Source organism: Mycobacterium sp. 1164966.3 (assembly GCF_001665395.1).
Taxonomy (GTDB): domain Bacteria; phylum Actinomycetota; class Actinomycetes; order Mycobacteriales; family Mycobacteriaceae; genus Mycobacterium.
This window is the reverse complement of record NZ_LZSG01000044.1, coordinates 324,055-349,614: the sequence shown is the minus strand read 5'-3', so window position 1 is coordinate 349,614 and position 25,560 is coordinate 324,055. Positions and strand designations below refer to the sequence as shown.

General features: G+C 65.4%; 29 protein-coding genes. 13 read left to right on the top strand and 16 right to left on the bottom strand.

What is annotated here, in order from left to right; translation table 11 throughout:
- Positions 1-102: 102 nt before the first annotated feature.
- Together A9W99_RS17415 and A9W99_RS17410 are read right to left on the bottom strand one after the other, a co-directional pair.
- Complete coding sequence (locus A9W99_RS17415; protein WP_067380935.1) at positions 103-522, bottom strand: hypothetical protein; 420 nt, start codon at positions 520-522, stop codon at positions 103-105.
- Positions 523-560: 38 nt separating this feature from the next.
- The gene (locus tag A9W99_RS17410; protein ID WP_082930070.1) at positions 561-1,556 is read right to left on the bottom strand and encodes a hypothetical protein; all 996 of its coding nucleotides are present in this window, start codon (positions 1,554-1,556) and stop codon (positions 561-563) included.
- 234 nt (positions 1,557-1,790) lie between these two features.
- Here A9W99_RS17410 and A9W99_RS17405 point away from each other — a divergent pair, with 234 nt between their 5' ends.
- Positions 1,791-2,447: a UdgX family uracil-DNA binding protein gene (locus A9W99_RS17405; protein WP_067380538.1), complete on the top strand. Its 657-nt coding sequence runs from the start codon at positions 1,791-1,793 to the stop codon at positions 2,445-2,447.
- A 4-nt stretch (positions 2,448-2,451) separates the two neighbouring features.
- On the opposite strand, the gene A9W99_RS17400 is transcribed toward A9W99_RS17405, so the two are convergent.
- The 3 genes from A9W99_RS17400 to A9W99_RS17390 form a co-directional block, all read right to left on the bottom strand.
- Positions 2,452-4,245 (bottom strand): thiamine pyrophosphate-requiring protein, encoded by a 1,794-nt coding sequence (locus A9W99_RS17400; RefSeq protein WP_067380535.1) that lies wholly within the window; start codon positions 4,243-4,245, stop codon positions 2,452-2,454.
- Between the two features lie 54 nt (positions 4,246-4,299).
- Complete coding sequence (locus A9W99_RS17395) at positions 4,300-5,337, bottom strand: SDR family oxidoreductase (protein ID WP_256389952.1); 1,038 nt, start codon at positions 5,335-5,337, stop codon at positions 4,300-4,302.
- A gap of 72 nt (positions 5,338-5,409) precedes the next feature.
- Complete coding sequence (locus A9W99_RS17390; RefSeq protein ID WP_067380932.1) at positions 5,410-6,207, bottom strand: SDR family oxidoreductase; 798 nt, start codon at positions 6,205-6,207, stop codon at positions 5,410-5,412.
- Between the two features lie 283 nt (positions 6,208-6,490).
- Here A9W99_RS17390 and A9W99_RS17385 point away from each other — a divergent pair, with 283 nt between their 5' ends.
- The 3 genes from A9W99_RS17385 to A9W99_RS17375 all read left to right on the top strand — a co-directional run bounded on the left by A9W99_RS17385 (position 6,491) and on the right by A9W99_RS17375 (position 7,886).
- Complete coding sequence (locus tag A9W99_RS17385; protein ID WP_067380930.1) at positions 6,491-6,727, top strand: general stress protein CsbD; 237 nt, start codon at positions 6,491-6,493, stop codon at positions 6,725-6,727.
- A gap of 108 nt (positions 6,728-6,835) precedes the next feature.
- Positions 6,836-7,111, top strand: a complete 276-nt coding sequence (locus A9W99_RS17380; protein WP_067380531.1) for a DUF3349 domain-containing protein — start codon at positions 6,836-6,838, stop codon at positions 7,109-7,111.
- A 55-nt stretch (positions 7,112-7,166) separates the two neighbouring features.
- Complete coding sequence (locus A9W99_RS17375) at positions 7,167-7,886, top strand: HAD family hydrolase (RefSeq protein WP_067380529.1); 720 nt, start codon at positions 7,167-7,169, stop codon at positions 7,884-7,886.
- A 12-nt stretch (positions 7,887-7,898) separates the two neighbouring features.
- Here the strand turns inward: A9W99_RS17375 and A9W99_RS17370 are convergent, their stop codons facing one another.
- Genes A9W99_RS17370 through A9W99_RS17350 form a run of 5 tightly spaced genes read right to left on the bottom strand, consistent with a single transcriptional unit; the run spans position 7,899 to position 11,719 of the window.
- Positions 7,899-8,663: an endonuclease/exonuclease/phosphatase family protein gene (locus A9W99_RS17370; RefSeq protein WP_067380527.1), complete on the bottom strand. Its 765-nt coding sequence runs from the start codon at positions 8,661-8,663 to the stop codon at positions 7,899-7,901.
- Positions 8,664-8,665: 2 nt separating this feature from the next.
- Entirely contained in the window at positions 8,666-9,295 is a 630-nt protein-coding gene (locus A9W99_RS17365; RefSeq protein ID WP_067380525.1) for an SAM-dependent methyltransferase, read from the bottom strand.
- Positions 9,292-10,077 carry a PIG-L deacetylase family protein gene (locus A9W99_RS17360; RefSeq protein ID WP_067380927.1) on the bottom strand — a complete coding sequence of 262 codons (786 nt, stop codon included), beginning with the start codon at positions 10,075-10,077 and terminating at the stop codon, positions 9,292-9,294. Before A9W99_RS17360 ends, A9W99_RS17365 begins: the two co-directional genes overlap by 4 nt.
- Entirely contained in the window at positions 10,074-11,018 is a 945-nt protein-coding gene (locus A9W99_RS17355) for an acyl-CoA dehydrogenase (RefSeq protein ID WP_067380523.1), read from the bottom strand. Before A9W99_RS17355 ends, A9W99_RS17360 begins: the two co-directional genes overlap by 4 nt.
- A complete protein-coding gene (locus A9W99_RS17350; protein WP_067380520.1) occupies positions 11,015-11,719 on the bottom strand; it encodes a glycosyltransferase family 2 protein in 705 nt (234 codons plus the stop codon). Before A9W99_RS17350 ends, A9W99_RS17355 begins: the two co-directional genes overlap by 4 nt.
- A gap of 111 nt (positions 11,720-11,830) precedes the next feature.
- Here A9W99_RS17350 and A9W99_RS17345 point away from each other — a divergent pair, with 111 nt between their 5' ends.
- The gene (locus A9W99_RS17345; RefSeq protein WP_067380924.1) at positions 11,831-12,409 is read left to right on the top strand and encodes a nucleotidyltransferase; all 579 of its coding nucleotides are present in this window, start codon (positions 11,831-11,833) and stop codon (positions 12,407-12,409) included.
- On the opposite strand, the gene A9W99_RS17340 is transcribed toward A9W99_RS17345, so the two are convergent.
- On the bottom strand, positions 12,403-12,660 hold the full coding sequence (locus A9W99_RS17340) for a Rho termination factor (protein ID WP_067380921.1): 258 nt from the start codon (positions 12,658-12,660) through the stop codon (positions 12,403-12,405). The genes A9W99_RS17345 and A9W99_RS17340 overlap by 7 nt on opposite strands.
- A 76-nt stretch (positions 12,661-12,736) precedes the next feature.
- On the bottom strand, positions 12,737-14,845 hold the full coding sequence (locus A9W99_RS17335) for a catalase (RefSeq protein ID WP_067380918.1): 2,109 nt from the start codon (positions 14,843-14,845) through the stop codon (positions 12,737-12,739).
- Between the two features lie 156 nt (positions 14,846-15,001).
- Between A9W99_RS17335 and A9W99_RS17330 the strand changes: the two genes are divergently transcribed.
- Genes A9W99_RS17330 through A9W99_RS17320 form a run of 3 tightly spaced genes read left to right on the top strand, consistent with a single transcriptional unit; the run spans position 15,002 to position 18,680 of the window.
- Positions 15,002-16,021, top strand: coding sequence for a chemotaxis protein CheB (locus tag A9W99_RS17330; protein WP_067380519.1), 1,020 nt, complete (start codon positions 15,002-15,004; stop codon positions 16,019-16,021).
- The gene (locus A9W99_RS17325; protein ID WP_067380517.1) at positions 16,008-16,772 is read left to right on the top strand and encodes a sulfate transporter; all 765 of its coding nucleotides are present in this window, start codon (positions 16,008-16,010) and stop codon (positions 16,770-16,772) included. Before A9W99_RS17330 ends, A9W99_RS17325 begins: the two co-directional genes overlap by 14 nt.
- Positions 16,773-16,826: 54 nt before the next feature.
- Positions 16,827-18,680, top strand: coding sequence for a CheR family methyltransferase (locus A9W99_RS17320; protein WP_067380515.1), 1,854 nt, complete (start codon positions 16,827-16,829; stop codon positions 18,678-18,680).
- On the opposite strand, the gene A9W99_RS17315 is transcribed toward A9W99_RS17320, so the two are convergent.
- Complete coding sequence (locus tag A9W99_RS17315) at positions 18,648-19,505, bottom strand: chemotaxis protein CheB (RefSeq protein ID WP_067380915.1); 858 nt, start codon at positions 19,503-19,505, stop codon at positions 18,648-18,650. The two genes, A9W99_RS17320 and A9W99_RS17315, sit on opposite strands and share 33 nt — an antisense overlap.
- 191 nt (positions 19,506-19,696) lie before the next feature.
- Here A9W99_RS17315 and A9W99_RS17310 point away from each other — a divergent pair, with 191 nt between their 5' ends.
- Together A9W99_RS17310 and A9W99_RS17305 are read left to right on the top strand one after the other, a co-directional pair.
- Complete coding sequence (locus tag A9W99_RS17310) at positions 19,697-20,893, top strand: glycosyltransferase (RefSeq protein WP_067380513.1); 1,197 nt, start codon at positions 19,697-19,699, stop codon at positions 20,891-20,893.
- Between the two features lie 214 nt (positions 20,894-21,107).
- Positions 21,108-22,001, top strand: coding sequence for a helix-turn-helix transcriptional regulator (locus tag A9W99_RS17305; RefSeq protein WP_253869993.1), 894 nt, complete (start codon positions 21,108-21,110; stop codon positions 21,999-22,001).
- A gap of 16 nt (positions 22,002-22,017) precedes the next feature.
- On the opposite strand, the gene A9W99_RS17300 is transcribed toward A9W99_RS17305, so the two are convergent.
- Positions 22,018-22,662 carry a PAS and ANTAR domain-containing protein gene (locus A9W99_RS17300; RefSeq protein ID WP_067380511.1) on the bottom strand — a complete coding sequence of 215 codons (645 nt, stop codon included), beginning with the start codon at positions 22,660-22,662 and terminating at the stop codon, positions 22,018-22,020.
- Positions 22,663-22,975: 313 nt separating this feature from the next.
- Here A9W99_RS17300 and A9W99_RS17295 point away from each other — a divergent pair, with 313 nt between their 5' ends.
- The gene (locus A9W99_RS17295) at positions 22,976-23,422 is read left to right on the top strand and encodes an STAS domain-containing protein (RefSeq protein ID WP_067380493.1); all 447 of its coding nucleotides are present in this window, start codon (positions 22,976-22,978) and stop codon (positions 23,420-23,422) included.
- On the opposite strand, the gene A9W99_RS17290 is transcribed toward A9W99_RS17295, so the two are convergent.
- Both A9W99_RS17290 and A9W99_RS17285 read right to left on the bottom strand, forming a co-directional pair.
- Positions 23,383-24,069 (bottom strand): PAS and ANTAR domain-containing protein, encoded by a 687-nt coding sequence (locus A9W99_RS17290; RefSeq protein ID WP_067380490.1) that lies wholly within the window; start codon positions 24,067-24,069, stop codon positions 23,383-23,385. The two genes, A9W99_RS17295 and A9W99_RS17290, sit on opposite strands and share 40 nt — an antisense overlap.
- 78 nt (positions 24,070-24,147) lie before the next feature.
- Positions 24,148-24,597, bottom strand: a complete 450-nt coding sequence (locus A9W99_RS17285; RefSeq protein WP_067380486.1) for an Hsp20/alpha crystallin family protein — start codon at positions 24,595-24,597, stop codon at positions 24,148-24,150.
- Between the two features lie 140 nt (positions 24,598-24,737).
- On the opposite strand from A9W99_RS17285, the gene A9W99_RS17280 reads away from it, so the two are divergent.
- Together A9W99_RS17280 and A9W99_RS17275 are read left to right on the top strand one after the other, a co-directional pair.
- Positions 24,738-25,082 carry a helix-turn-helix transcriptional regulator gene (locus A9W99_RS17280; protein ID WP_067380483.1) on the top strand — a complete coding sequence of 115 codons (345 nt, stop codon included), beginning with the start codon at positions 24,738-24,740 and terminating at the stop codon, positions 25,080-25,082.
- 9 nt (positions 25,083-25,091) lie between these two features.
- A complete protein-coding gene (locus A9W99_RS17275; protein ID WP_067380480.1) occupies positions 25,092-25,532 on the top strand; it encodes an SRPBCC family protein in 441 nt (146 codons plus the stop codon).
- The last annotated feature ends 28 nt before the right edge of the window (positions 25,533-25,560 follow it).

Genomic DNA, 25,560 nt, shown 5'->3' with positions numbered 1-25,560 from the left:
GCGCGCTATACCTTGGATTCCTTTTTCTCGACGAGGATCTCGACGCCTACATGGTCGCGCTTACCTGTCGCAACCCGGATTGTGCTAAGCCGAGAACCGCAATCAGGTTGCCGGAGAAGGACTTTCTGGACGACGGGGACTACCGCGCCAAGAGCTGGACTGCCGGGGCGCCCGGTAGCGCTTAGCCTTGGCGGGGTTCCCTTCGGTGAAGACCGGCTGAGCGAGCCGGAACCGGTCGATCAATCCGGACAGCGAGCGCAATTCGATGCACAGTTCCTGAAATCTGCGTTCATCCGCATCGGTAAGCATGTCCAACGCGCTGTAGTGCACCAGCCGTCGTAACCGCCCGGCCTGTATCGTTCCCCATCGGACACTGAAGTCGTAGCGCTGGCCTTCGCTGACCTGACCCTGGCTGCCAAGCTCTTTGAGCGCCCTGATCTGTTCGGTGAGCAATTCGACGTCGGCGTTGATGTCGACGACCCCGGTGTTTTCCGCGTCAGTGCGGTGCTGCGTCACACTCATCGGTTTCTCCTCGCGCCTCGTCGTAAGTTTGGTCGGGCTCATAAGCGGGATTTGGCGACACCGACTACATCGCCGGTATCTGCCAGTGTGAGATAGACACGGTGCGGCCCGATCGCCATACCGGACACGCGTGCGGTTTTCACCGCCCCACCGGGCGGGGCCGCACGATAGTCGATGACCCGGACGACTGGAATGGTGTGCTGCGGAAAGCCGGTGAAACTCGCGGTCTCGAGGACCACCAACTCGCGGTCGGTAGCCGCGTAAATCCGGGTGTCATCGGTTCCCAGCGCGCGAATCGGCGCCGGCAGGCGGGTGCTGGCCAGTACTGTCATCCCGTGTCCGCCGCGGCGCGCGTCGAGAGCATAGAGCACGTTGTCGTCGTGTCCGGCAACGTAACTGCGGCCCACCGAGGTGCCGTCACCCGCGGCGACCGCAACATCGATGCGCAGTGAACCACGTTCCTCCGGCGGTGACGAGGAACCCTTGTAGTGCCGAACACCCGATGATCCGAAGAGGTGGTAGTCGATGTCGCGACTCCGGTTTGCGCCGTCGATGGTGTCGGCGGGATCGCCGCTGACTTTGGCGGTCGGCAGTTTGCGCAACCCATACTGATCAACCGGTGTCACCGACTTTCCATCGGCGGACAGCGCCAACAACACGCGCAGGCCCGCGTCTTCGGAAAGGTAGGCGGGAGCCGGGCCGGCGTCGAAATCGTCGACCTGCCGCAGACTTTCCAGGTCCACGCTGGCCACCCTGCCGCGCTCCGGCTGCGGCACGAACACGATCCCGTCGTCCTTCTGGCTGATCTGCAAATTGCGTCCGGCAGCCAGCGGGGCTGAAATCTTAGTTCTGGCATGTTCGGGACGGTCGGCGGGGCTGATCTCGGCCACCCGGTGATCTCCGGTGAGCGCGACGAGGGCGTGCATGCGATATGACCAGACCGGGCTGTGCAGCGACGTGCCGACCGACCAGGTGATGACCTCCGGGGCTGCTTCCAACGTCGCCCCGGGAGCAGCACACCCGTTCGCCGCCATGACTGCGCCGCAGGTACCCAGATGCAGCAGCCACGGCCAACCGCCCACGATCTCACCGTCCTTTCGCGATGCCGTTATCTGGATGCAGTACCCCTGGATGGGGGCTGCTACACCCGTTTCGGGTTGACAGCCAGGGGTATGCCCAGGGACATGACATCACCGGGCTACTACCTGTCCTGCGGAGAATTTCCTCCGGATGAGCAGGACCGCTTCGTCGCTGCCTGACATCGGATCATGCCTACGACCAAGCCCCCCGGGGCGCAAACCTACCTTCCCGAAGATCATTCGCTGGAGTCGTTGCAGGCGGCGGCCGAATCTTGCCGGGGTTGCCCGCTTTTCGAGAACGCCACGCAAACGGTCTTCGGTCATGGAAAGGCCGGGGCGGCCATGATGTTGGTGGGCGAGCAGCCGGGCGATCAGGAAGACCGCGCGGGCATGCCCTTCGTCGGGCCTGCGGGTCGCCTGCTCGCGCGTGCGCTTGACGATGCCGGAATTGATCCGGCGTCGACGTATCAGACCAACGCGGTCAAGCATTTCAAGTTCACTCGCAAAGGCGGTAAACGCCGGATCCACCAGAAGCCGGGCCGTACCGAAGTCGTCGCGTGTCAGCCCTGGCTGATCGCCGAGATCGAGGCGGTGCAACCGGAGGTGATCGTGTGCCTCGGTGCCACCGCCGCTCAATCGTTGCTGGGGACGGCATTTCGGGTGTCCGCCCACCGCGGCGAGGCCATGCGGCTACCCACCGACATCGACGTGCGACTGCCGGCCGAGCCTGTCGTGGTGGCTACGGTTCACCCGTCCGCGGTGCTGCGTGATCGCAGCGGCGACCGCGACGAGGTCTACAAGTCGTTCGTCGAGGACCTGCGCTGCGCCGACGGCCAGCGTCGCTGATCGGCTATTTCTTCTTGTGCGGCAAGAACTCCTGCGCCTTGGTTTTCAGGCCCACCTTGACGAAGCCCGCCGTGTTCTCATCGCCGGCCAGCACCGCGGCGGTGGCCGCCTTGAACTGTTCCCAGGTGGCGTGCGGGGGGATCGGAGGCATGTCGGGGTCGGTGTAGACGTCCAGCACGGTCGGCCGGTCCGCCGACAACGCCTCGCGCCAGGCATTGCCGAGTTCCTCGGGATCCTTGACGGACACCGCGTTGAGGCCCAGGCCGGCGGCGAACCCGGCGAAGTCGACATCCGGAAGTGCTTGGGATTCCACGAATTTCGGCGCCCCCGCCATGGCCCGCATCTCCCAGGTGACCTGGTTCAGGTCGTTGTTGTGCAGGATGGCCACGATCAGGCGCGGGTCGTCCCATTCCTGCCAGTACCGTTTGATCGTGATCAGCTCGGCCATGCCGTTCATCTGCATGGCGCCGTCTCCGGCGAAAGCGATGACGGGCCGTTGCGGGTGAGCGAATTTCGCACCGATCGCGTACGGCACGCCGGGCCCCATGGTCGCCAGGTTCCCCGACAGCGAACCGCGAATATTGCCGCGGAACCGCAAGATTCGCGCGTACCAGTTGGCTGCCGACCCGGAGTCTGCGGTGATGATCGCGTTGTCGGGCAGCTGGGGGGACAACTCGGAGAACAACCGCAGCGGGTTGACCGGGTGGGCGCTGACACCCGCCTCCATCTCCATGGTTTCCCACCAGCGCGCCACATTGGCCTGGATGCCCTCGCGCCATGACCTGTCTTCCTTGCGGTGCAGATGGGGAATCAGGGCTTTCAGTGCGGCCTTCGCATCGGCGACCACGTTGATCGCGTACGGGTAGCGCATCCCGATCATCCGCGCGTCGACGTCGATCTGCACCGCTTTGCACTGCCCGAACTCCGGCAGGAACTGGGTGTAGGGAAAGCTGGATCCCACGGTCAGCAAGGTGTCGCAGTCGCGCATCATCTCATAGCTCGGCCGGGTGCCCAGCAGGCCGATCGAGCCGGTGACCCAAGGCAATTCGTCGGACAGCACGTCCTTGCCCAAGAGCGCCTTGGCGGCGCCGGCGCCCAGCAGCTCGGCAACCTGGACGAGTTCGTCCCGGGCTTCGCGCGCGCCGGTACCCACCAGCATGGCGACTTTCTTGCCCTCGTTGAGAACCTGCGCGGCGCGCGCGATGGCGGCGTCGTCGGGGGCGATGGCCGGCCATTCGACGCCCAAGCTCGACGGCACCATCTTGAAGGCGTGCGTGGGAGCGGAGTACGGCAACTCCTGGACATCGGCCGGGATGATCAGTGCAGTCGGGGCGCGCTGGGTCAGCGCCACCCGGATGGCGCGGTCCAGGACGTTGGGCAATTGTTCTGGGACGGTGACCATTTGGACGTAGTCGCTGGCGACGTCCTTATACAGGCTCATCAGGTCGATCTCCTGCTGGTAGGACCCGCCCATGGCGCTGCGATTGGTCTGCCCGACGATGGCGACTACCGGCACGTGGTCGAGTTTGGCGTCGTACAGACCGTTGAGCAGGTGCACCGCGCCGGGTCCCGACGTAGCCATGCACACGCCGACCCGGTTGGTGAACTTCGCGTAGCCGACGGCTTCGAACGCGCTCATCTCCTCATGGCGTGACTGGATGAACATTGGCTGATTGTCGGCCCGCCCCCAGGCGGCGAGGATGCCGTTGATTCCGTCACCGGGATAGGCGAAGACGTGCTGGACATCCCAGGCGCGCAACCGCTCCAGCAGGTAGTCGCTGACTTCTTGTTTGGACATTGATTTCCCTCCTAGGCTGAGCGGTTTACACGTTGGATCGGCGAGCGCGCGCAGTCAACGGCGCCATCGTCGCAACTGCCGCGCAGCCATCCCGGCCGCGGCGGCAAGGGCCGCCGCCCCGGCGCCACCGAGCAGGCCGTGATGCTGAGAGGCCCACTGCTGGACACTGCGGCCGGTGGACTGGTCGTCGAAGATGCCGTGCGCGCCGAAGTCGCGACCCGCACTGCCGTCGGCGGGTTCCCAGAGGTTGGCGGGCTGGTCGAGAGGGCGCGGATCCTCGGTCTGTTGCGAGTCGAAGCCGGTTCGGGCGAGGTAGCGATCGAGCAGGCCGGGGGCTATTGCGTTGGCAGCCAACGTCCCAACGGTGCTGCCCCCCACCCAATACTCGCGCCGCCTGGGATGGTCTGCGGCGTACAGCACTGCGCGCGCGGCGATTTCGGGCTGGTAGATCGGCGGAACCGGCTGGGCCTGGTGCGGCAGCCGCGAGAGCACCCAGGAGAATTGCGGGGTGTTGACCGCCGGCATCTGCACCATGGTGACGCGAACTTTGCTGCCCTCGTGCAGCAACTCGCATCGCAGGGCCTCGTTGAAACCCTGAATCGCGTGCTTGGCACCGCAGTACGCGCTTTGCAGTGGAATTCCCCGGTAGGCGAGCGCGGAGCCGACCTGCACGATGGTGCCCGCGTTCCGGGGTTTCATTCGTCGCAATGCCGCCATGGTGGAGTACACATAGCCGAGGTAGCTCACCTCGGTGACACGGCGGAATTCCGCGGGGGTGATCTCCCAGAACGGCGAAAAGACCGAAGTGAACGCGACATTGACCCATACGTCGATGGGCCCGAACGCCCGTTCGGCTTCCTCGGCGGCCGCTTCGCAGTGCTCAGGATCGGCTACGTCGGTAGGTATCACGAGGGCTTTGCCGCCGGCCGCCTCGATCTCGCTGGCCGCGGCGGCCAGCCCTTTCTCGCCCCGGGCGACCAGGCCGACCTGTGCGCCGCGTGCGCCGAACGCTCTGGCCGTAGCGCGCCCGATTCCGCCGCTGGCACCGGTGACAACCACAGTTTGACCCGAGCGCGTAGCTTCCCCACTCACGTAGGTCGTGATACCCGAATTTTGCGTGCTTATACGTTCCGGCAACAATTTCCTACGAGAACGATTGTGAAATCACGTGGTTTCCGTGATCACCCGCTCATGGGCGGCGCGGTGCCCGTCGCCGTCCGGTGGGAACGTGCCCAGCCAGCCGTCCAGATCAGGGCCCAGGACTATCGCGTGGCCGGGAGCACGCAGTGCCCCCGCTCCGAAGGCGGGCAAGGCGGGTTCCACCGCGCGTACCCGGCGGTCATCGCCATAGCGACTGAGCACTTTCGACGTCAGCTCCGGCAACCGGAGATCGCGCGGACCGGTGACGGTCAGTGGGGCATGCGTCTGGCCCAGAGCTGTCTCCACCAAGACGTCGGCGACGGTATCGGCCGCAATGGGCTGAATCAGCCAGTCCTCGACGAGGACGTCGCGCTTGTTGAACGTCACTGCGAGCGGATTGGTGGCGAACTCGAACCACTGGGTGGACGACACCATGGTCGCCGGGACCGGACTGGACAGCGTTATCTCCTTGGCCGCGCGTTTGGCCACGTAGTAAGGGAATTCGTCGAAGGCGGGATCTTCGATGCAGGCGATGGTCAGCGCAACCACACGCTGGACTCCCTGCGCGGCGCACGACCCGAGCAGGTTGCGAGTGGCCGTCGTGACAGTGTCGACAATGTCGCAATGGCCGTCGGCCGGCATCGGGTTCGAGACATCGATCACGACGTCTACACCCTCCAGGGCCTCGGTCAAGCCGTCGCCGCTGACCAGGTCGACGCCGAACGCGCGGGCGATCCGGACCACGGCGACATCGCGGCCCTTCAGCCTGGCAACGACGCGGGTTCCGGCTGTGCCGCTGGCTCCGATGACAGCGATCGTGATCGTGGGGGACCCCCTTTCGCAGCTCTTTCGAGCGCCCCTGCGCGCCGGGCCGGCCAAGCCCGCCGAGATTTGCAGATACCCAGGAAATCGCCGTCCAAACGAAACCGGCCTGATGGCCCTGGGTCACCCCGCTGACCAGGAAGAACTCGCCTCGTGAGTGGAAATTGTTTGACAGGCCCGGCCGCGGGAAGTCGGTACCTGCGACCGATTCGATATCGGCCGCACTGTGCCGGAAACAGCGGCCAACGAATACAAGCTCGATACCACGAGGGAGGACAAACCCATGGGAGATGACAAGAGCGGCCCGGCCGAGGGCGTCTCGGGAGTCGTCGAGGGCGTCAAGGGCAAGGTCAAGGAGGTCGGCGGAGCCGTGACCGGCAGCGACGACCTTAAAAAGGAAGGGCAGGCGCAGCAGGACAAGGCCGATGCGCAGCGCGATGCGGCCAAGAAAGAGGCCGAGGCTGAATCTGCGCGGGGTGGCGCGGAGGCCGCCGAAGAGCGTCAAAAAGGCCACCAGTAGTTCGACGGGGTCCGGTCCTAGCCGTTCGCGATCCCATCGTGGATCGCGAACGGCCGGACTGGACCACGAATCTCGTTGCGCCTCAGCCGATTTCGGGGAGGTTGTGCGATGGGCATGGTCGAGCGCGTACGTAGCGCTGTGGCCTTCCTGCGGGCCGGTCAGCCGACGGGCATGCCGGTCACCGGCTACGTGCCGCTGTTTGCGTTGTTGCCGCGCCGAGTCTCCGAAGACGAAATCACCGCGATCGTATGGCAACTCATCGCCAACGGCCGGCGACGGGTCGACGCCGCCGACGTGGGGGTGGAGATCACCCGCATCACTCAAGCGATGCCGTTACCGGATGACGTCGAGCGGGTCCGCAGACGACTCGCCGGGGCAGGCTAGGGCGCAGCTTGTACCGTGCGCCCGCGACAAAACCTAGGCAGAAGCGAGCAACCCGATGAATCACCCCGCCGCGGACCCTGCGCCGCAGCAGAACCCCAACCACGGCGTCCCTGCCGTCCTGTTCGATGTCGACGGAACGCTCGTTGATTCCAACTACCTCCATGTCCACGCCTGGCAGCGGGCTTTCGACGACGAAGGCATCGCGGTTGCGGCTTGGCGCATCCACCGCAGCATCGGTATGGATGGCTCGAAGCTGGTCGACACCCTGTCCGGCAGTGCGCCCGACGCTGTGCAAGAGCGGCTCAGCAACGCGCACAGCCGCTACTACCGTGAGCTCACCTCGTTGCTGGCGCCGTTGCCCGGCGCACGCGATTTGCTGCGCCGTGTAGCCGATCTCGGTTTGCAGGTCGTGCTGGCCAGCTCGGCCCCCGAAGACGAGTTGGAGGTGCTGCGCAAGGTGCTCAACTGCGAGGAGGTCGTCTCGGTGACGACGTCGTCGCACGATGTGGATGCCGCCAAGCCAGAACCCGGCATCATGCAAGTCGCATTGGACCGGGCCGGCGTGACCGCAGAACAGGCTGTGTTCGTCGGGGATGCCGTCTGGGACGCGCGAGCCGCGCTCGCCGCGGGGTTGGGCTGCATCGGCTTGTTGAGTGGCGGCATTTCCGGCGCAGAGTTGCAAACAGCCGGTGCCGCAGCGATATTCGCTGATCCGCAGGACCTGCTGGACAACTTGGACGTCACTCGCATCGCCGAGTTGGCATCGAATATCTAGGGACTGAGCGGCTCACACTCGCTCGAGGTCCACCGCGAGCGGCCGGTGATCCGAAATCGACATCGGCTCGGCCTCGGCGGCACTGCCGCGCAGACGGCGGTCATCGGTCAGGATGTGGTCGAGTTGACGGTCGGGATTGACCGCGGGAAAGGTCGCGGCCACCGCGAGCGGTCGCATGCCCGACCAGCGGCGCACCGCCGGAAGTGTGAGATTGAGATCGCCGGTCAACAGTCGCGGGCCCGGGAAGCCGCGCAGGTCGTGGATCAACCGTCGCAGCTGGCGTCTATTCCAGCCGGGCACGAACGACAAATGGGTGTTTGCCACCGTGAGCGCGCCCAGCGGGGTCCGCAGCCGCGCGATGACCGCTGCCCGCGGTTCCTCGTCGACGATCATCACCCGGTTGGGTCCGGGCAGATACATGGGAAAGCGCAACGGAATTCGCGGCAGTCGCACCACCTGCCAACTGTCCACCGGAAACCGCGACAGCAGCGCGATCCCGTAGGCGGCCGTGCCGGGCTGCTCGTCGCCGGTGGCGGCCATCCAGGTGGCCCCCGGTGTTCCGGAGATCGCGGCCACGAACCGGTGCGCCACGGCGCCCATGGCGTCGGCCGCGAGTGCGGTGAGGTCGGCCCGTTCGGACCGGGGCTGGTCACAATCCACTTCTTGCAGGGCGAGTATGTCGGGATCAAGGCGGCGCACGCAGTCGCGCAGCCGCGCCGGGTCCACCCCGTCGCCGACGGTGCGGCCGTGCAGGATGTTGAAGGTCGCCACCCGCATGGCTAACCGAGGGCCCCCGGCACTCCGTCGCGGGCGGCCACCGAAAGCCCGTCGCCGGTGTCGAAAACCTCGATGACGACGTCGCTGTCGCGGTAACACCCCATCGAGGTCAGTCCGGGTGTGGCCGCGATGATGGTGTGGGCCTTGTCCCCGGTGAGCGGATAGTCAGGTACCGCGTGCCGCCAGTGCGCGGCGATGACGGTAGCGCCGGGCAGCAGCCGGGGGCACTCCCGCCGCAACACCGCGGCCAAGGTGTCGGCGTCCAGATAGTAGGCGACCTCGCTGAGCACCACCAGGTCGAACGGTCCGGGGGGCCACTCTGCGTCCAGCGAGGCCCTCGCCAGGGTCACCTGGCCGCGCAGCCTGGCGGCGCGCAGCCGCTCATTGGCGACGCTGACCGCAGCACCGGCTACATCCACCGCCGTGATGTGATCACAGCGCAAGGCCAGCATTGCGGTCAGTGTCCCGATTGAGCACCCGGGTTCGAAAGCGTGCCGGTAGCGGCGATTTGGCAGCAGAGCCATGGTGATCGCGTATTTGCGCTTTTCGTACCAGCGTGACGACAGCTGCCACGGATCTGCGTCGCCGGCGTACATCCGGTCGAAGTAAGAGTCGGGTAGTCGGTTGCTCATCGGAATACCACCTCTCCCACTTCGAGCAGCCGCTCTAGCACAAACTCCGGCAGCACCGGTGCCGAGCCGTCGGCGCCGGTTTTGAATTGGCTGCAAAAGCATTGCGCGGCAAGGCGTTTGCGTTCAACGGCCCAGCGGGATATCGGCACCCGGTGGGCCGTTTCCCAGGGTACCGCGGGATCGTGCGGGGCGGCCCAGTGCCACATCCAGATTGGATATTCCAGCAGCTGGGCACCGGTACCGGCGCATGCTTTGGCCGCCGCACGTCCGACGGCCTCGTGGTCGGGATGGCCGTCGCCGCGCCAGCTGGTGGCACACCAGGACCCGCGTGCGACACCGGCGAGGATGTCGGCCAGTAGATCGGTGAGCTGATCTTCGTGTTGCGCTAACGCCCCGTCGGGCAACCCCAGAGATACCACCGAATTGACGCCCAAAATCGCTGTTGCGCTGTGTAATTCGTTACGTCTTGTGGACTCCAGCCCCATCCGCTGCAACGGCGTCGTCCCGGGCCGTGCCGCACCTCCGTCGCTGACCGACACCACAAGGACCTTGACGCCGCTGGCAGCCAGTTGCGCGGCCATGGCTCCCATGCCAAGCGTTTCGTCGTCGGGATGCGGCGCGACGAGGACCAGGGCAGGGCACCCGGCGAGATCTAGCTGCGGCAAAAGAAGCTCGTGGTGCGCGTCCCGCCACTGGCGCGCCGAGGTGCCCGGAGAAGACAGCGGGGTGGCCGCGAACCGAGCGCTGTTACCCGTCGGGCACGCACGCGGGGCACCCCTCAGCACGGCCGCCCGGCCAGCCGCCCAAGCTCGGCCAAGTCCCGCTCGGCATGGCTTTGGCGCACATAGATGGTGAGGTCGGCCACCCGCTGAGCGTGCCGGCCGTCCTGACACAGCGGGCCCGGACCCAGCGCGCGGCCGGTGCGGGTGATGGCTTCGTCGACCGCGTGTTCGACGACGGTGCGGGCGCGCCGCGCCACCAGCTGGGCGATGCCGGCCCGGTCGAATGGGTCGGAGTCGATCTGCGCCGCCGCCGAGCCCAGGATCGCCTCGCCGGCGGCAAGCGCGGCATCGACGGCACCCAGGTGAGCAAGCGAGTACGCGTCAGCGGATTCGCTACTGGCGCAACGATACAGCGGGTTGGCAACCCTGCGGGCACCCCCTAGCCAGCAAGCGGCCACGCCGATTGCGCCGTGCCAGAAGCCGGGCCGGTTCAGGTAGTCGCCGGCGTCGCCCACGGCGACCGCATGCGCGTTGCTGAACTGGACCGGCCGGGTATCGCTGCCGGCCATTCCGGCATTCCACCATGTGCTTGGCAACGGCTTGACGGATGGGTCCGTGATGGTGACGGCGAACAGGCCGCGTTGCCCATTGTCGATCCGGGCGGTCACCAGCGCATGAGTGCAGAAGCCGGCGCCCGAACACCACACCTTCGTGCCGTTGAGCGCAAACGTGCCCCCGCCGACCTCGGTGGCGTTCAGGATCGCGTCGGGAGACTCCGCCGCCCACACCGCCCACAGCTGACCCGGCTCCGGCGGCTTGCCGCCCAACTCATCGAGGATCGCGACTGCATCCACATGGGCCTCGGCGATGCGTGCCGCCACGATGTCCTCCTCGGCCAGCAGCGCCAGGCGTTGCCAGCGTTCGGCGGTACGTCCCGATGCGGGCAGTGGCAACTCCAGTCGCCCCGAGTCCAGCCAGTGCCGTACCAGGCCAGCGGTCACGCGCTACCTCCCGCAGCTGTTCGCCCCAGCTCTCTGAGGCAATGAGCGAATCCGCGCGGCGCCCGGGACTGGACGCGCGCGGAGGTGATTACCGACAAGTCGGTGTCGCGGTGCACGTGGTAGCCGGCGGCTTCAAATCGAGTCACCAGATCGACATCCTCGCCCGAAGGCAATGTGCGGAAGCCGCCGACCCGCCAATAAGCCCGGGCACTGAAACCCATATTCGCGCCATGAACGTGTTCGTCCTCCGCTTCGTAGGCTCGCTCGTAGCGATCGGCAACGTCGTCGGAATGGTGCCCCCAGTCGGTAACCCGCACCACGCCCAGGACCATGTCTGCGCCAATCTCCAACTGATGCACCAACCAGCCGGGGTCTACCCGGCTGTCGGCGTCGGTGGTGGCGTACCAGCTCTTGGCGCCTTGACCGTGCAGTGAGCGGGCGTAGCCGAAGCCGACCGCCCGCGCGGCACCGACGTTGCGGACGTCGACGCTGACGAAGTGCACGTCAGGCCCGTATCGGCCGGCCAACTCGGCGCTGCCATCCTCACTGCCATCCAGCACCACCACGATGACAACCGGAACCGGGACACACAACGCCGCAGTCAAGGCCGCGCGCAAACACCCCGGCAGCCGGGATCGTTCGTTGCAGGCGGGAATTACGACGGCAACCTGGTCGTAGATCCGGGTCGCTGGGGCCGACATAGCTGCGGATTGCCCATTCCGCAACCACTTAAACCGCGGGTGAACGAGTTGAACAGCGCGGAAACGTCGGCCAGGTTGCCCGGCCCGGCGCCGGGGTATGACCTATCCACGATGGCAACTATCGAGACGCCCACCGATTCGCCGGAGTACTGTGCCCCGTTGCGAGAGGCGTTACGCGGTGCCGCGTCGGCACTGAAAGAGCACGGGCCCCGCTTCGCGCTTGCCGGTAGCTACGCGCTGTGGGCGTACGGCGCACCCGAACCGTGTCACGATGTCGATCTGGTGGTCGCGGAGTCCGACGTTGCCGGCGCCGAGAACACGCTCAGAGATGCCGGATTCTCCGTCGAGCACCCGCCGGAGGACTGGCTTTTCAAGGCGCGCACCGGGGACACGGTGGTCGACGTGCTATACCGCGTCAACGGCGTGTCCGTCGACCAGGCTACTTTGGACAGCGCCGAGCAGCGCGACGTACTGGCGATCGGTATGCCGGTGCTGCCGCCGACCACGGTGCTGATCCAAAAGCTGCGATCGCTGGGCGAGCACCATTGCGACTTTGCCAAGTTGCTGCCGGCGGTGCGGGCGATCCGCGAACTGGTGGACTGGGAGCTGGTAAGCGCTAAGACCGCCGACAACGACTACGCCGTCGCCTTCCTGGTGCTGGTGCAGCGCCTCGGCATCACCGCTCAGTGATTGCGGAGTTTGGTGATCAGCTTGTCTTTAGTCAGCGATGAATAGCCTGACATCCCAAGCTCTTTGGCTCGCTTCTTCAGTTGCGGAACGGTCCAGTCCGCGTAGGACCCGGCCTTACCGCCCTTGCGACCCACCGAGGACTTCCCGCGCGACGCGGTCGCATTGGAAATCCGCGCGGCCTTTTCCTTCGAATCGCCCTGCTTGCGCAGTTCCCGGTACATCTTCTCGTTCTTGATCGACGGATTGGGCATCGTCACCTCCTGTGATGGGACAACGGTGCCAGGGTGCCCGGGCCCGGAGGGGGTCAAACCCGCGATGCGGCAACTCTTAGGCCGGCACCGGATCCGTGCGCCGCTCCCAGCAGCGGTGCTCGGCGAGGGCCGCGGCGAATCGGTCGACGAACTGGTCCGGCAAGGTGTCGGCCGCTGCGCCCGTCGTGACGACGGCTTGGTCGCTCACCACCTCGGTGTCATCGGCGAGGCGGGCATCGATGTGCGCCTCGCGCAGGAGGTCGATCCCGGCGCCGAACGCGCCGATCGGCTTGAGGTGCTTGTACGCCTCGGTCACGAAGTGCATGGCGTAGCCGTCGCCGGCCAAGGTAGCCACCGATTGCGGACCGCACGCCACCACCACCGCGTCGTAGAGTACCGAAGCCATCGTCGTGAATGCCCGGTCTACCGGCAGCTCGCCGCCTGAGCCGCCGCTCAAGTTGCCACCGGCAACCGGCGCCAACACCTCGACGATGGCGCCCCGCTGATCCATCAATTCCTTGAACCGCTGCACCCCAACGACATCGACGCCATCAGCGGCCAGCACGGCAATCTTGCGCGACTCGATGGTGTCGCTGACTGCGATCTGCGACAACGCCGGCGATGCGGGCACCGAGTCATCGACCGACTCCTCCGGTGGCTCGGGCAGCCCGAGCTTTGCGGCCACCTGGGTGGCCAGATCGTGGTCCACGCGAACGAGTTGTGCCACGACCGCCTTACGGATGTCGGGCACCTCGACCTTGCCGAGTTCGAACGCGAAGGCCGCAACGATGTGTTCGGCCTCCACCGCCGTCATGCTCTTCCAGAACATCCGCGCCTGGCTGTAGTGATTTTCGAAAGACTTGGCGCGCTTGCGCATCGTTTCGCCGTCGAGTCGCTGCGTGTAGTGGCGGAAGACGTTCTCGTCGGCCAGCGCCGGACAGCCGCCGCCGATCGTGTTCTTGAAGTAGCTGGACCGTCCCTGCGGAATCGCATGCTGCCCGTAGCCGTCCTGCTGGTTGTTCCGCACCTCGGCCACCGGGCGGTTGACCGGCAATTGCGCGAAGTTGGGGCCGCCCAACCGGATCAACTGCGTGTCGAGGTAGGAGAAGTTGCGGAACTGCAACAGTGGATCGTTGGTGAAGTCGATGCCGGGAACCACGTTCGCGGTGTGAAACGCCACCTGCTCGGTTTCGGCGAAGAAGTTGTCCGGGTTGCGGTTCAGCACCATCTTTCCGACGGGCCGCACCGGTACCTGTTCTTCGGGAATGATTTTCGTCGCGTCGAGCAGATCGAAGTCGAAGTTGAACTCGTCGGCTTCGGCCACCAGCTGCACGCCAAGCTCCCATTCCGGGTACTGGCCGGCCTCGATGGCCTCCCACAGGTCGCGCCGGTTGTAGTCGGGGTCCTTGCCGGCGATCTTCTGCACCTCGTCCCAGATCAGCGAATGCGTTCCCAGCCGCGGCTTCCAATGGAACTTCACGAAAGTGCCTTCGCCGCGGTCGTTTACCAGCCGGAAGGTATGGACACCGAAGCCCTGCATCATCCGGTAGCTGCGAGGTAACGAGCGATCCGACATCAGCCACATGATCGCGTGCAGCGTCTCCGGTTGCAGCGAGACGAAGTCCCACAACGTGTCGTGCGCCGACTGCGCCTGCGGAATCTCGTTGTGCGGCTCGGGCTTCACCGCGTGCACGAAGTCGGGAAACTTAATGCCGTCCTGGATGAAGAAAACCGGAAAGTTGTTGCCCACCAAGTCGTAATTGCCTTGCTCGGTGTAGAACTTGGTCGCAAACCCGCGTACGTCGCGCACGGTGTCGGCCGAGCCGCGCGATCCGGCGACGGTCGAAAACCGAACGAACACCGGAGTCTGCGTGCCCGAGGTCGTCAGGAATCTCGCCGCGGTGTATTCGGCCAGCCAGTCGTCGTACGGCTCGAAGAAACCGTAGGCGCCCGCACCACGCGCATGAACCACGCGCTCCGGGATGCGCTCGTGGTCGAAGTGGGTGATCTTCTCGCGAGCGTGGAAATCCTCGAGCAGCGTGGGTCCCCGCTCGCCGACCGTCAGCGAATCATCGGTGTGGTCGACCCGAACCCCTTGCTGCGTGGTGAGGTATCCGGTGTCCCGCCGCACCCGGTAGGGCTCCAAATTCCGCTGCTTCGGGTCGTCAGTCTGGTCGGCGCCCATGGCTCGTCCCCTTACGTTGTCTGTCTGCTTGTTGTCTGGCCATGCCGGTTGTCCGACCACTTCGGGTAGCCACCATTCGTCCGAGCCAAACCGGAACACGCGCGCCCTATTCAGTGACCGTGCGGTTGCCTAAGCTGGAACGGGGTAACCGAGGGTGTGGTGAACACGGCGACCAACGGACAAAATGAACTTCGCGGAGTGGTGGCCATCGGCGCTTCGGCGGGCGGGGTCGAAGCGCTGTCGAATCTGGTCGCCGGGTTGTCGCCGGACCTGCCGTACGCGTACTTGGTGACTCTGCACATTCCCGCGGGTGCTCCCAGCATCCTGGCGCACATCCTCGACCGTAAGGGGCCGTTGCCCGCACTCAGCGCCGAGCATGACGCGAAGCTCGAGCCGGCCCGCATCTACGTCGCCAGGCCCGATTACCATCTGCTGGTCGACGACCATCGCGTGGTGCTGTCGCAAGGGCCGACCGAGAACGGCCATCGGCCGGCGATCAACGCGTTGTTTCGTTCTGTGGCATTGAGTTTCGGGCCGCGGGCTGTCGGGGTGCTGCTGTCCGGGGTTCTCGACGACGGCGTGCTGGGGCTGGAGGCGATCCGCTCGCGCGGTGGTGTCACCATTGGCCAGTCGCCCGAAGATGCATTGTTCCCAGCGCTGCCCACCAACGCCCAGAATGCCGGCATGCTAGACCGCCAGATTGCCGCGGCCGACATTGGCGCGGTACTCAAGGAGCTGTCGCAACGAGAAGCACAGGAGGTGGACATGGAGCCTGACGCTGCGATGGAATTGGAGAATCGCATCGCGATGAGATCCCGCTTCTCCACCGACTTCGACACCCAAAAGCTCGGTCCTGCTTCGGGTTACACCTGCCCGGATTGCAACGGATCACTTGTTTCGATCGGTGAGGGCCACTTTCGCTGTCACGTCGGCCACGCCTGGACAGCCGACTCCCTGCTCACCGCACGGGACCGCGAGGTCGAGGGCGCATTGTGGGTAGCGCTGCGCAGCCTGCAAGAAAAGGCAAAGCTCGCCAGGCAACTCGCTGACAATGTCGGTCCCGGTCTGCTGCGCCGTCGTTACAGCGCCATGGCCGAGGAAACCGAGCATGCGCTGGCCGTGCTGAGCGACCGGCTTTCCGCGCACGGCCCACGTCCCACCGATGCCGGCGATTGAGACCAGCCCGCCGATCCGGGTCGATATCCAGCGCCGGCACGAGACATCGATCCTGATAGTCAGCGGCGTGCTGGACGGTTCCACGTACCGGGGTCTGCGGGACGCCGTCATCAAAGCTGCACTGGACGAGCCGCGCGCGGTGATTGTCGACGCCACCCTGCTCTCGGTGCCGTCACGGGCAGCGTGGTCGGTGTTCACCAGCGCCCGCTGGCACGTCAGTACCTGGCCCGACGTACCGATATTGCTGGCCTGCGAACGCTCGAGCTCTCGCCGGGCCATCGCAGACGCGGGCGTGACGCGATATGTGCCGGTACACGCCACGCGTGAGCTGGCACTCGCCGCGGTCGCCGAAATGTCGGTGCACGCGCGCCGACGGGCGCGGGCCCGGCTACCGGCGGTCCCGTCGAGCGTCCGGCAGGCCCGCGAGCTGATCGACGCCTGGCTGACCGTCTGGGCCCAATCCCGGCTGATTTCGGTTGCCGGCACGGTGGCGACGGTTTTCATCGAGAACGTGTTGGCGCACACCGCCAGTGAGCCGGTATTGATCGTCGAGAGCTACCAGGAAACTGTCACCATCGCGGTAGAGGACGCCAGCCGCCAGCCGGCCGCGCGGCACGAAGACGAAGCCCGCGGCGCCGACATGGTGTCGGGCCTGTCCATCGTCGCCGCACTGTGCCGAGCATGGGGAAGTACCCCGACGTCGTCGGGCAAGACCGTGTGGGCGGTGGTCGGTCGCGAGAACGAGTTCTAGCCTCACGAGTAGTGTTCAAATGTCGCGGCAAGCGCTATTCGAATAGGACCTCCAATGGACGTCACCACCACCGACGAGGCCTTCGAGGCTCTACTGCGCTACATGCGAGATTCCCGCGGCTTCGACTTCACCGGCTATAAGCGCACATCGCTGATGCGTCGGGTCCGTCACCGGATGGACCAGGCCGGATACTCCTCGTTCGAGGCGTACTTAGATGCTCTGCAGGCCGGCTCAGACGAATTCGCGGCGCTGTTCAACACCATCCTCATCAACGTCACCGCGTTCTTCCGGGATCCGGAGGCTTGGGAGTTCGTCGGCGCCGAAGTGATTCCAAGGTTGCTGGCTGAGCGGGCTCCCAGCGATCCGATCCGAGTATGGAGTGCGGGATGCGCGTCCGGGCAGGAGGCCTACACCCTGGCCATGCTATTGGCCGAGGCGCTGGGGCCCGACGAGTTCCGGCAGCGGGTCAAGATCTATGCCACGGATATCGACGAGGATGCCCTCGCCGAGGCGCGCACGGCGTCCTATGAGGCCAGGGCGGTCGAGCCGGTTCCGCCGGATCTGCTGACACGCTATTTCGAGCAGGTCAATGGCCGCTACGTGTTCCGCAAAGACCTGCGCCGTGCGGTCATATTCGGCCGCAACGACTTGGTCAAGGATGCGCCGATCTCTCGCGTCGACCTGCTGGTGTGCCGCAACACCCTGATGTATCTGAACGCCGAGACCCAGCGAAACGTGCTGGGACGCCTGCATTTTGCCCTTGCCCCCCAGGGCACGCTCTTTCTCGGGCACGCCGAGATGTTGTTGAGCCACAGCGACCGGTTCACGCCGCTCAACCTGAAGAACCGGATCTTCCGCAAGGCGGTCGGAACCCACACCGGCAGTGTTGACCGATACGACCCCGCTGCCACGCTCTACGATCACCAAGGCGACCTCCCGGGGCTGACCACGATGCGGGACTTGGCGTTTCGCGCCAGTCCGGTGGCCCAGATCGTGGTAACCGGCGAGGACACCGTCGCAATGATCAACCAGCAGGCGGAGAACACCTTCGGGTTGTCGGCTCGCGATATCGGTCGCCTGCTGCGCGATCTCGAGGTGTCCTATCGTCCGGTGGAGCTGCGCGCGTATCTGGAGCAGGCCAAGGTGGACCGGCGTCCGGCGCGCATTCAGGACGTCAAATGGCAGCGACCGGGCTCGGAGACGGAGTGGTTGGAGATCCACATCAATCCCCTGATCGACGCCGATAACGGTCTCCTCGGTGTCTCGATCGTCTTCTTCGACGTGACCGCGACGCGCGCGCTGCTCGACAAGGTGGTACAGACCAATCGCCAGCTCGAGACGGCCTACGAGGAATTGCAGTCCACCAACGAAGAACTCGAGACCACCAACGAGGAATTGCAGTCCACGGTCGAGGAACTCGAGACCACCAACGAGGAGCTGCAGTCCACCAATGAAGAACTCGAGACGATGAACGAGGAGCTGCAGTCCACCAACGACGAACTGCACACCATCAACGAGACACTGCGCGAGCGCAGCCTGGAATTGGACCACGCCAAGGCTTTCCTCGGTTCGCTGGTCAATTCGGTCCGGCTGGGCTTGGTCGTGGTGGACCGGGAGATGAAGGTGGCGGTGTGGAACCGGGGCAGCGAAGAGCTCTGGGGACTGCGGGCCGACGAGGCGACGGGGGAGAGCTTCACCTCACTGGATATCGGCTTGCCACTGGACACGGTGTTGCCGTTGATCGGCAACGCGTTCGTGGATCCGGAAACTTCCAGCCAGACCGTCGTCGACGCGATCAACCGGCGCGGCCGTCCGGCCCGGGTGCGGGTCATGTGCTCCTCGTTCCGCGCGGACGATGGAACCGTCGCCGGCGGGCTACTGCTGATGGAGGTTTTGGACACCGCCTAGTCGGTGGCGACCGCCGGCGGCAAGTTCGGCGGCTTTTCGGGCTTGTCGCGCGCGGGACGACGATTCCTCGGCTCTGCGTCGCGCGACGGCCACCGTTTGCGCCGTGGCGCCGAGTCCGGCAGCCAGCTCCTCGCGTCTGCACCGCAATTCGGCCGCACGCAGCCGGGCGGCTTCCGCGCGGGAGCGCGGGCTGTCGTCGGTGCTGTCGGGCGGCATCCCGGTAGCGGGCACGCGACCTGACGCCGGTAGCGGCGCCCCGCCGACAAGGCCGACCAGAATGCGGCCGATTTCGCGCACGGGTAGCACCAGGGCGCCGGCTTTCGCCGCCGCCCTGGGCATATCCGGGTACTCGGCCGTGTCCGGGCTCTCCGCGATGACGGTCCCGCCGGCATCCTTCATCGCGACCGTGCCGTCGGCGCCGTCTCGGCCCGATCCCGACAGCACCACGGCGACACCTCGCCCTCCATACGAACTGGCCAGCGACGTCATCAACACGTCGAAGCGGCGCTCTCCGTGCTCCTGAATCGGGTGCAGGGTGCACGAGCCGTCCGGCTCGAGTTGCATGTTCGTCCCGGGAGGACAGACAAGTACGCGCCCTGGCTCGACCGCCTGTCCGTCGGACGCCCATTGCACGCGATGCGGTGTGCGATCGCCCAGAATGCCGGGCAACACACTGGAGCGCCCCCCGAGGTGTTGTTGCACGACTATGGCAGCCGGGAACTTCCTGGGCAGATCACCGAGGACGATCGACAAGGACGCCAAACCACCCGCCGACGCCAGCAGGGCTATCAGCTCGACCGGGGAGCCAGGCGCTTCGTCCGCCATTCCATCATTTTCCACCCGCTGGGCATCGGCGTGGCGATTGAAACCGCCTGGTGCAGTATCCAGCAAGCGAAACGCTGCCATACGGGATGCGAAGTGCCGGGCGGTTGCAGTTTCGTCGCTGCTGCCCGCCGGGTAGATCAGACTCGGCAGCGTCGCCGCGCGTGCCGACGAGGGGCCGAAGGAGGTTGTCGATGAAGATCTCCATCGTCAGCGGCGACGACCTGGTTGGCGAGGATTTCGGGAATTTCTTTGCCGCACTGGCGGCTCAAGGGCAAGACATTACTGCCTACCTACGGCAACCAGGCCGGCGCCGGATCCGGAAGAGCGCCAAGCACGATTACCGAGTCATCCCGTTGTCCGTCGGTCCGGAGACGGCCTGTGCGGAACGCGAGTTGCTGCCCTACGTCGGCGACTGGGCGGCCACCCTGGAGCGAACGTGGTCGGCAAACCAACCCGATGTCGTGCACGCGTTCGGCTGGCTGGGCGGCCTGGCCGCCCAGCTGGCCGCACGGCGGCGTGGCCTACCGGTAGTCCAGACCTTCCGGGGCCTGGCCTCGACGTCGCGGACATCGGGTTCGGACTCGCCCGACTGGCCGGACGACGACACCGAGCGCGAACGCATCGAGCCGCTATTGGCGCGCAACGCAGCGTGGGTCACCGGTGAGAGCAACGCCGACGTCGCCGCGCTGGCCAAGTTGCGCCACAGCCGGGCACGGTTGTCGGTTCTGGTGGAGGGCGTCGACGTCGATCGGTATTCACCGGTCGGAGCGGCGCTTCCCCGTGGCGATTTGCACCGGGTTCTGAATGTTGCCCCGAACCCGTTGCCGTGCAACGGGTTCGACATAGCGATTCGCGCGCTGTCCCGAATTCCCGCGACCGAGCTGGTTGTCGCGGAAACCGACGCTACCTGCGACCGTCACGACCAGGCCCGAACCGATCTGGAACAACTCGCCGCAAGGCTGGGGGTGGCCGACCGGGTCCACTTCGAGGGAGCGGTCACCGGCGACCAGTTGCCGAAGTTGCTGCGATCCGCCGATGTGCTTGCCTGCACACCGCGTGTGCCGGCGCGCGCGACGACGGTGTTGCAGGCCATGGCCAGTGGACTGGCGGTGGTCGCGCTGCCCGTCGGTGCGCTCAGTGACATCGTTGTGCATGGCGTGACCGGGCTGGTGTTGTCCGCGCAACGTCCCGCCGAATTGGTCGGTGCGCTGAGAAGCCTTCCCACACAGCAGTTTCAGTGTCAGAGCATGGGTGCCGCGGGCCGGAATCGCGCGTCCTCCCGCTTCGCCTGGGACCGGATGGCCCTGGAATCGCTCACAATCTATCGGCGACTGACTTCGCCGTATGTGCGACCCGGCAACGGTGTGGGTGTGGTTACTGCTGTGTAGGCTCGTAGCAACCCCGATGTCGATCGCAAAGACCATGACACGCCTCACCGTGAACCCAGCGCCCGAAGTGCTCATCGGCGCAGCCGAATGGCTACCCGAAACGGTGGATGGCGACGGCAGGGCCAGTCGCCGTCCTCAGGATTGCTGCCCCGACGAACAACAGGTTCCCGCCGCGGTCGGGTACGCGCAATTCCGGACCAGCCACCCGGACGCCATGCGACGCTTCTTTGCCGGTGCCTATGCCCCGGGCTGGGGGATCAACCGGCTCGGCAAGGGCGCGGCCGTCACGCACCGGCGGTGCGAAACGCGCTCGATGACCATTGACGAAGTTCTCATTCAAGCTCGAATCGACTGCGAGATTTCAGCGGACGAATCGGTCATCGTGATCCAGCCTCGCGCGGGTTCGTTGACCGTGACGGGGGAAAAGCCGCTGGCACCCGACTTCCCGGTGCTGGTCGCGCACGGGATGCCCTGCGGGCTGCACGTCAACACCGCGCGCTTCGATGTGGTGACCATCGCCGCGGATGTGCTGCACAGGGTCGCCGCGGAGGGACCGGCGCCATTGCCGCAGCAGATCCGGTTCGCCGGGCGGCGTCCACGCTCCCGCGCCGCCGTGCGCGGTTGGCATCGAGCGCTGGACTACGTGACAGCTACGTTCGCGTCCCCGGACACCGTCGGGCAACCGCTGCTCGCGGCGGCAGCGGCCCCGTTGCTGGCCACCGCACTGCTCGAGTGTTACCCGTCCACTGTGACTGCAGAGCGGGATCTGCTGAGCGACCCGGAGGTGCCCGAAACGTTGAAAGACGCGGTGGCATACATCCACGGCCATGCTGCCGGCGACTTGAGCGTCAATGACATTGCGGCCGCGGTGCATCTCACGCCGCGAGCGGTGCAGTACCTCTTCCGCCAGCAGCTCGACACCACGCCCACCGAATACGTGCGTCGAGTCCGGTTACATTGCGCCCATCAAGACTTGTTGGCGGGCAACCGGTCTCAGGTCACCGTTACCGAGATCGCACAGCGCTGGGGCTTCGCACACACCGGCCGGTTCGCGGTGCTATACCGGCAGACCTACGGTCAGAGTCCGCATACCACGCTCAAGCAATGATCGGGATGATCGGCAGCTATGCGTTGAACCGCTGTCGCACTCGTTGCGCGACGGTTTTCGGACGGATGCCATCCACGTACTGCAGCATCGCATCACGTGCGCCGGGCGAGGCGACCACGCGCTCGGCGATGGTCCGCAGCTTGATGTTCGAGTCCTGAGACAGCTTCGACAACAGCTCGAATGCGGCGTCGGCGTTGATGCCGTACCGCAGCATCAGCATGCCGATCGCCTGATTGATCACGCTCTGTCGCGCGTTGATTGCCGCTACCGCTTCGGTCAGTCGATCCTGCACGTCGGTGTTCAGCTGTTCGGTGATGTCGACATAGAAGCCGGAAATACCAGCCGGCCCATCGTCGTCGTACCACGGATCGCCCACCACGATGACCACGTGCTCGACGCCGCGCGTATCGATGAGCCGGTGCCGGCTGCTGAATGGAATCCCGTGCCGGCGCACCTGTTCGATCAGGTCGGCGACCGTCGCCCTGTCGTCGGGATGTTTGTGCGCGAGGACTAGTTCGGTGGTGGGCGCGACCGTGCCAGGTTCATAGCCGTGCAGATGCGCGACCTCGTCAGACCATTCCCAGCGGTCGTCCCTGACGACGTAGCGGAAGGCCCCCACCCGCGACCATTGCTGCGGTCGCAACTGCGGTTCATCACGCACCGTCTCAAGGTATGCCGGTGCAGGTCGTGGATTACTCTGCCGCGCGCAGCCCTTCGTATTTCGGACAAGATTGTGCCCGATGCGAAGTATCGAATCATCGCTTGTGCCAAGGGTTGGGGCGTGGCCGGGACGAAAAGCGAAATCGATAACGACTGCAGGTCCATGAAACGAAGAGCTGCTGGCTCAGCGTATGACGGTATATCCGAAATACACTGCTCCACAGAGGAATTACACGTTTCCATCGGTGACGCCACTATTTGCGATTGATGTCGCCTTGCCGCAATGGCGCTAAGCTTTCACCCAGGGGTATGACATGACTGCGCTTCCGGAGATGGACCCGACGCAGCGCTGCAATCATCGGCGCTGCGTGGTCGACTGCGCGGGAGCGCAATTGACCGCCGACCAGTGCGGGCCGGGCATCGTGTTGCGCATGGAAGGCGAAATCGACGCCGCCAATTCCAAACTTGTCGCCCAGGCCATCGCCCATTTTGCCCAGCTCAAGGTGCCGTTGATTCTCGATGTCAGTCACCTGGAATTTCTGGGTGTTTCCGGTTTCCGGGCGCTGCTTGCAACAGGTCGGCCGGGTCAGCCGTTCTGCGTGGTGGCCGGCAGCGCCCTGCGGCAGCTGATGCGGGTTTTCACCGATACCGGCTTACCCGTCGTCAATTCGCTTCCCGAAGCCGTTCAGCACGTCGAAGAGCTGTTGACGGGCAACGACTTTCACCGCCGGGCACGCAAATGGGCGGTCACCAGCAGATGATCGAATGCTGATTGGGAGATCGTGCCCGGGCCGGCTGCGCGAAAATCTTCGGCGATCTGTTCGGCGAGCGGTCGCAACCTGACGTTGGTCTCCTGCGAGAGCCGTTTGAGCACATTGAAAGCCGATTCGTCGTCGATGCCGTAAATCAGCATCAGCATGCCCTTGGCCTGTTCGATGCCGGCCCGGTTGGCCGCGATCTCGCTCAGTTTTGCGGTGACGAGATCCTCGTTCGCCTGTTCGGGCAACGGGGAGACGTCGATGTAGAAACCTTGTGTCCCCGCAATCGACCGGTCGCCGTGGTGACCGTCTTCGCGGTCATACAGCGGGTCACCGACCACGACGACGTGATGCACATTTCCGCGCGTGTCGATGATGCGATGACGCGTACTGAAGGCTCGGTTGGTGTGCAGAATTTCGTCGATCGTGGCGGCGACTCTGTCTCGGTCGTCCGGATGCTTGTGGGCCAGAACCAGTTCGGTGGTCGGGGTGACGCTGCCCGGCTCATAGCCGTGCATCCGTTGCACCTGCTCGGACCATTCCCATCGCTGGTCGGCGAAGTAGAACCGGAACCAGCCGACTCGCTGTGGAGACCCGCCGGCCAATGCTTGCTCGACATCGGCCGACTGGCCGTTGAGTTCATAGCTCATCGCGGATCCTTCCTCTTCGGAATGCGGCGGCCGTGACCGTCCTGCCGATCGCGGCCGCCGCGTTGCCAATCCGCGCGATCAGGCGTCTATGACCTCCCGCTTCTGGGCGTGCTCGCCGATCGCCTGGTGACCGTTGCCGCGGTCGACAGAAATCTTGCGCGGCTTGGCCTTTTCGGCTACTGGGATGGTCAGTCGCAGCACGCCTTCGTTGTAGGCGGCCTGGATCTTCTCGGTGTCGAGGTTTTCACCGAGCACCAGCTGGCGGCTGAACACTCCGCGCGGCCGTTCGGTGGCCAGCATCTCCCGGTTGGGGTCGAGCCCGGGGCGCTCGGCGCGCACGGTCACCACATTGCGTTCGATGTCGATGTCCAGCGAGTCGACGTTGATGCCGGGCAGGTCGAACTCGACAACGAATTTCTCGCCTTCGCGCCAGGCGTCCATCAGCATCCCTGCCGGGCGGGCCGCCGTGCCCAGCACCTGTTGGGCGAAACGGTCCAGCTCACGGAACGGGTCAGTACGCATCAACATGGCGGTCACCTTTCACTCCAATCTCTGTCTCGTCGGGAGCCATTACCTATGTCCAATGGCATAGATTTCTTATACCACTGTCGACATTACAGCGCAAGTGTGGTAAACAGGTTTTCTGTAAGCACTTCAGGAGAAAACCGATGACCGATCGTATGGACGCCAGCGCTGGGCCGGCCTCCGACCGCGGGGTGTACGGCATCTCGGTAGCCGCCGAGTTGTCCGGCATCCCGGTGCAATCGCTGCGCCTGTACGAACGTTACGGACTGCTCACGCCCGCTCGAAGCGACGGAGGAACCCGGCGCTACAGTGCCGACGACTTGGCCCGGCTGCAACGCATCAGTGAACTGGTCGACGCCGGAATCAACCTGGCCGGCATCGCCCGCATTCTCGACCTGGAAGACGACAATGCCGACCTGCGATCCACCAACCGCAGCCTGCGCGCGGCGGCAAAGGCGGCCAGGTCGCAGACCAGTCCGGAACGTTAGGGTTGCGTGATGGTTGAGATTCACTTGGAGCGCACCATTGCAGCCCCTGTGGAAGAGGTCTTCGATTGGCTGGCCGACCCGGCCAACTTGGCCGCCGCCCCATTGGTTTTCCGGGCCGGTTATGCGAAAGGGTCGCCGGGTCCCGGCGCGGGCGTGGTGCGGGAAGTGACCGGTGCGGGTACCTGGTTCCGGGAAGACATCACGGCCTACGACCGGCCGCGCAGCTACACGTACCTCATCGTGCGCTCGTTTCCTCCGTTCAATCACGAGGGCGGCACTTTGACCTTCACCGAGTCCGGCGACGGCACGCGCGTGGACTGGCTGACCAACTACACCCACCCGGTGTGGGCGGGAGGCAAGCTGCTGGAAGCGGTGAGCCGTCCGGTGCTCCGATCCAGCTTCCTCGCGATCCTTGATGCCTGCGCCAAGGCTTTGGAGCGTCAGCACTGAATTGATCAGTGCCCCAGTCGATATGGCC

Coding starts and splice junctions, on each gene's coding strand:
- A9W99_RS17400 (WP_067380535.1), bottom strand. CDS start 4,245: ATGTCCAAACAAGAAGTCAGCGACTACCTGCTGGAGCGGTTGCGCGCC.
- A9W99_RS17325 (WP_067380517.1), top strand. CDS start 16,008: ATGCCGGCGATTGAGACCAGCCCGCCGATCCGGGTCGATATCCAGCGC.
- A9W99_RS17280 (WP_067380483.1), top strand. CDS start 24,738: ATGACCGATCGTATGGACGCCAGCGCTGGGCCGGCCTCCGACCGCGGG.
- A9W99_RS17290 (WP_067380490.1), bottom strand. CDS start 24,069: ATGAGCTATGAACTCAACGGCCAGTCGGCCGATGTCGAGCAAGCATTG.
- A9W99_RS17350 (WP_067380520.1), bottom strand. CDS start 11,719: ATGTCGGCCCCAGCGACCCGGATCTACGACCAGGTTGCCGTCGTAATT.
- A9W99_RS17335 (WP_067380918.1), bottom strand. CDS start 14,845: ATGGGCGCCGACCAGACTGACGACCCGAAGCAGCGGAATTTGGAGCCC.
- A9W99_RS17375 (WP_067380529.1), top strand. CDS start 7,167: ATGAATCACCCCGCCGCGGACCCTGCGCCGCAGCAGAACCCCAACCAC.
- A9W99_RS17285 (WP_067380486.1), bottom strand. CDS start 24,597: ATGTTGATGCGTACTGACCCGTTCCGTGAGCTGGACCGTTTCGCCCAA.
- A9W99_RS17310 (WP_067380513.1), top strand. CDS start 19,697: ATGAAGATCTCCATCGTCAGCGGCGACGACCTGGTTGGCGAGGATTTC.
- A9W99_RS17410 (WP_082930070.1), bottom strand. CDS start 1,556: ATGGCGGCGAACGGGTGTGCTGCTCCCGGGGCGACGTTGGAAGCAGCC.
- A9W99_RS17380 (WP_067380531.1), top strand. CDS start 6,836: ATGGGCATGGTCGAGCGCGTACGTAGCGCTGTGGCCTTCCTGCGGGCC.
- A9W99_RS17415 (WP_067380935.1), bottom strand. CDS start 522: ATGAGTGTGACGCAGCACCGCACTGACGCGGAAAACACCGGGGTCGTC.
- A9W99_RS17320 (WP_067380515.1), top strand. CDS start 16,827: ATGGACGTCACCACCACCGACGAGGCCTTCGAGGCTCTACTGCGCTAC.
- A9W99_RS17305 (WP_253869993.1), top strand. CDS start 21,108: ATGCGACGCTTCTTTGCCGGTGCCTATGCCCCGGGCTGGGGGATCAAC.
- A9W99_RS17385 (WP_067380930.1), top strand. CDS start 6,491: ATGGGAGATGACAAGAGCGGCCCGGCCGAGGGCGTCTCGGGAGTCGTC.
- A9W99_RS17405 (WP_067380538.1), top strand. CDS start 1,791: ATGCCTACGACCAAGCCCCCCGGGGCGCAAACCTACCTTCCCGAAGAT.
- A9W99_RS17275 (WP_067380480.1), top strand. CDS start 25,092: ATGGTTGAGATTCACTTGGAGCGCACCATTGCAGCCCCTGTGGAAGAG.
- A9W99_RS17340 (WP_067380921.1), bottom strand. CDS start 12,660: ATGCCCAATCCGTCGATCAAGAACGAGAAGATGTACCGGGAACTGCGC.
- A9W99_RS17365 (WP_067380525.1), bottom strand. CDS start 9,295: ATGAGCAACCGACTACCCGACTCTTACTTCGACCGGATGTACGCCGGC.
- A9W99_RS17295 (WP_067380493.1), top strand. CDS start 22,976: ATGACTGCGCTTCCGGAGATGGACCCGACGCAGCGCTGCAATCATCGG.
- A9W99_RS17370 (WP_067380527.1), bottom strand. CDS start 8,663: ATGCGGGTGGCGACCTTCAACATCCTGCACGGCCGCACCGTCGGCGAC.
- A9W99_RS17315 (WP_067380915.1), bottom strand. CDS start 19,505: ATGGCGGACGAAGCGCCTGGCTCCCCGGTCGAGCTGATAGCCCTGCTG.
- A9W99_RS17345 (WP_067380924.1), top strand. CDS start 11,831: ATGGCAACTATCGAGACGCCCACCGATTCGCCGGAGTACTGTGCCCCG.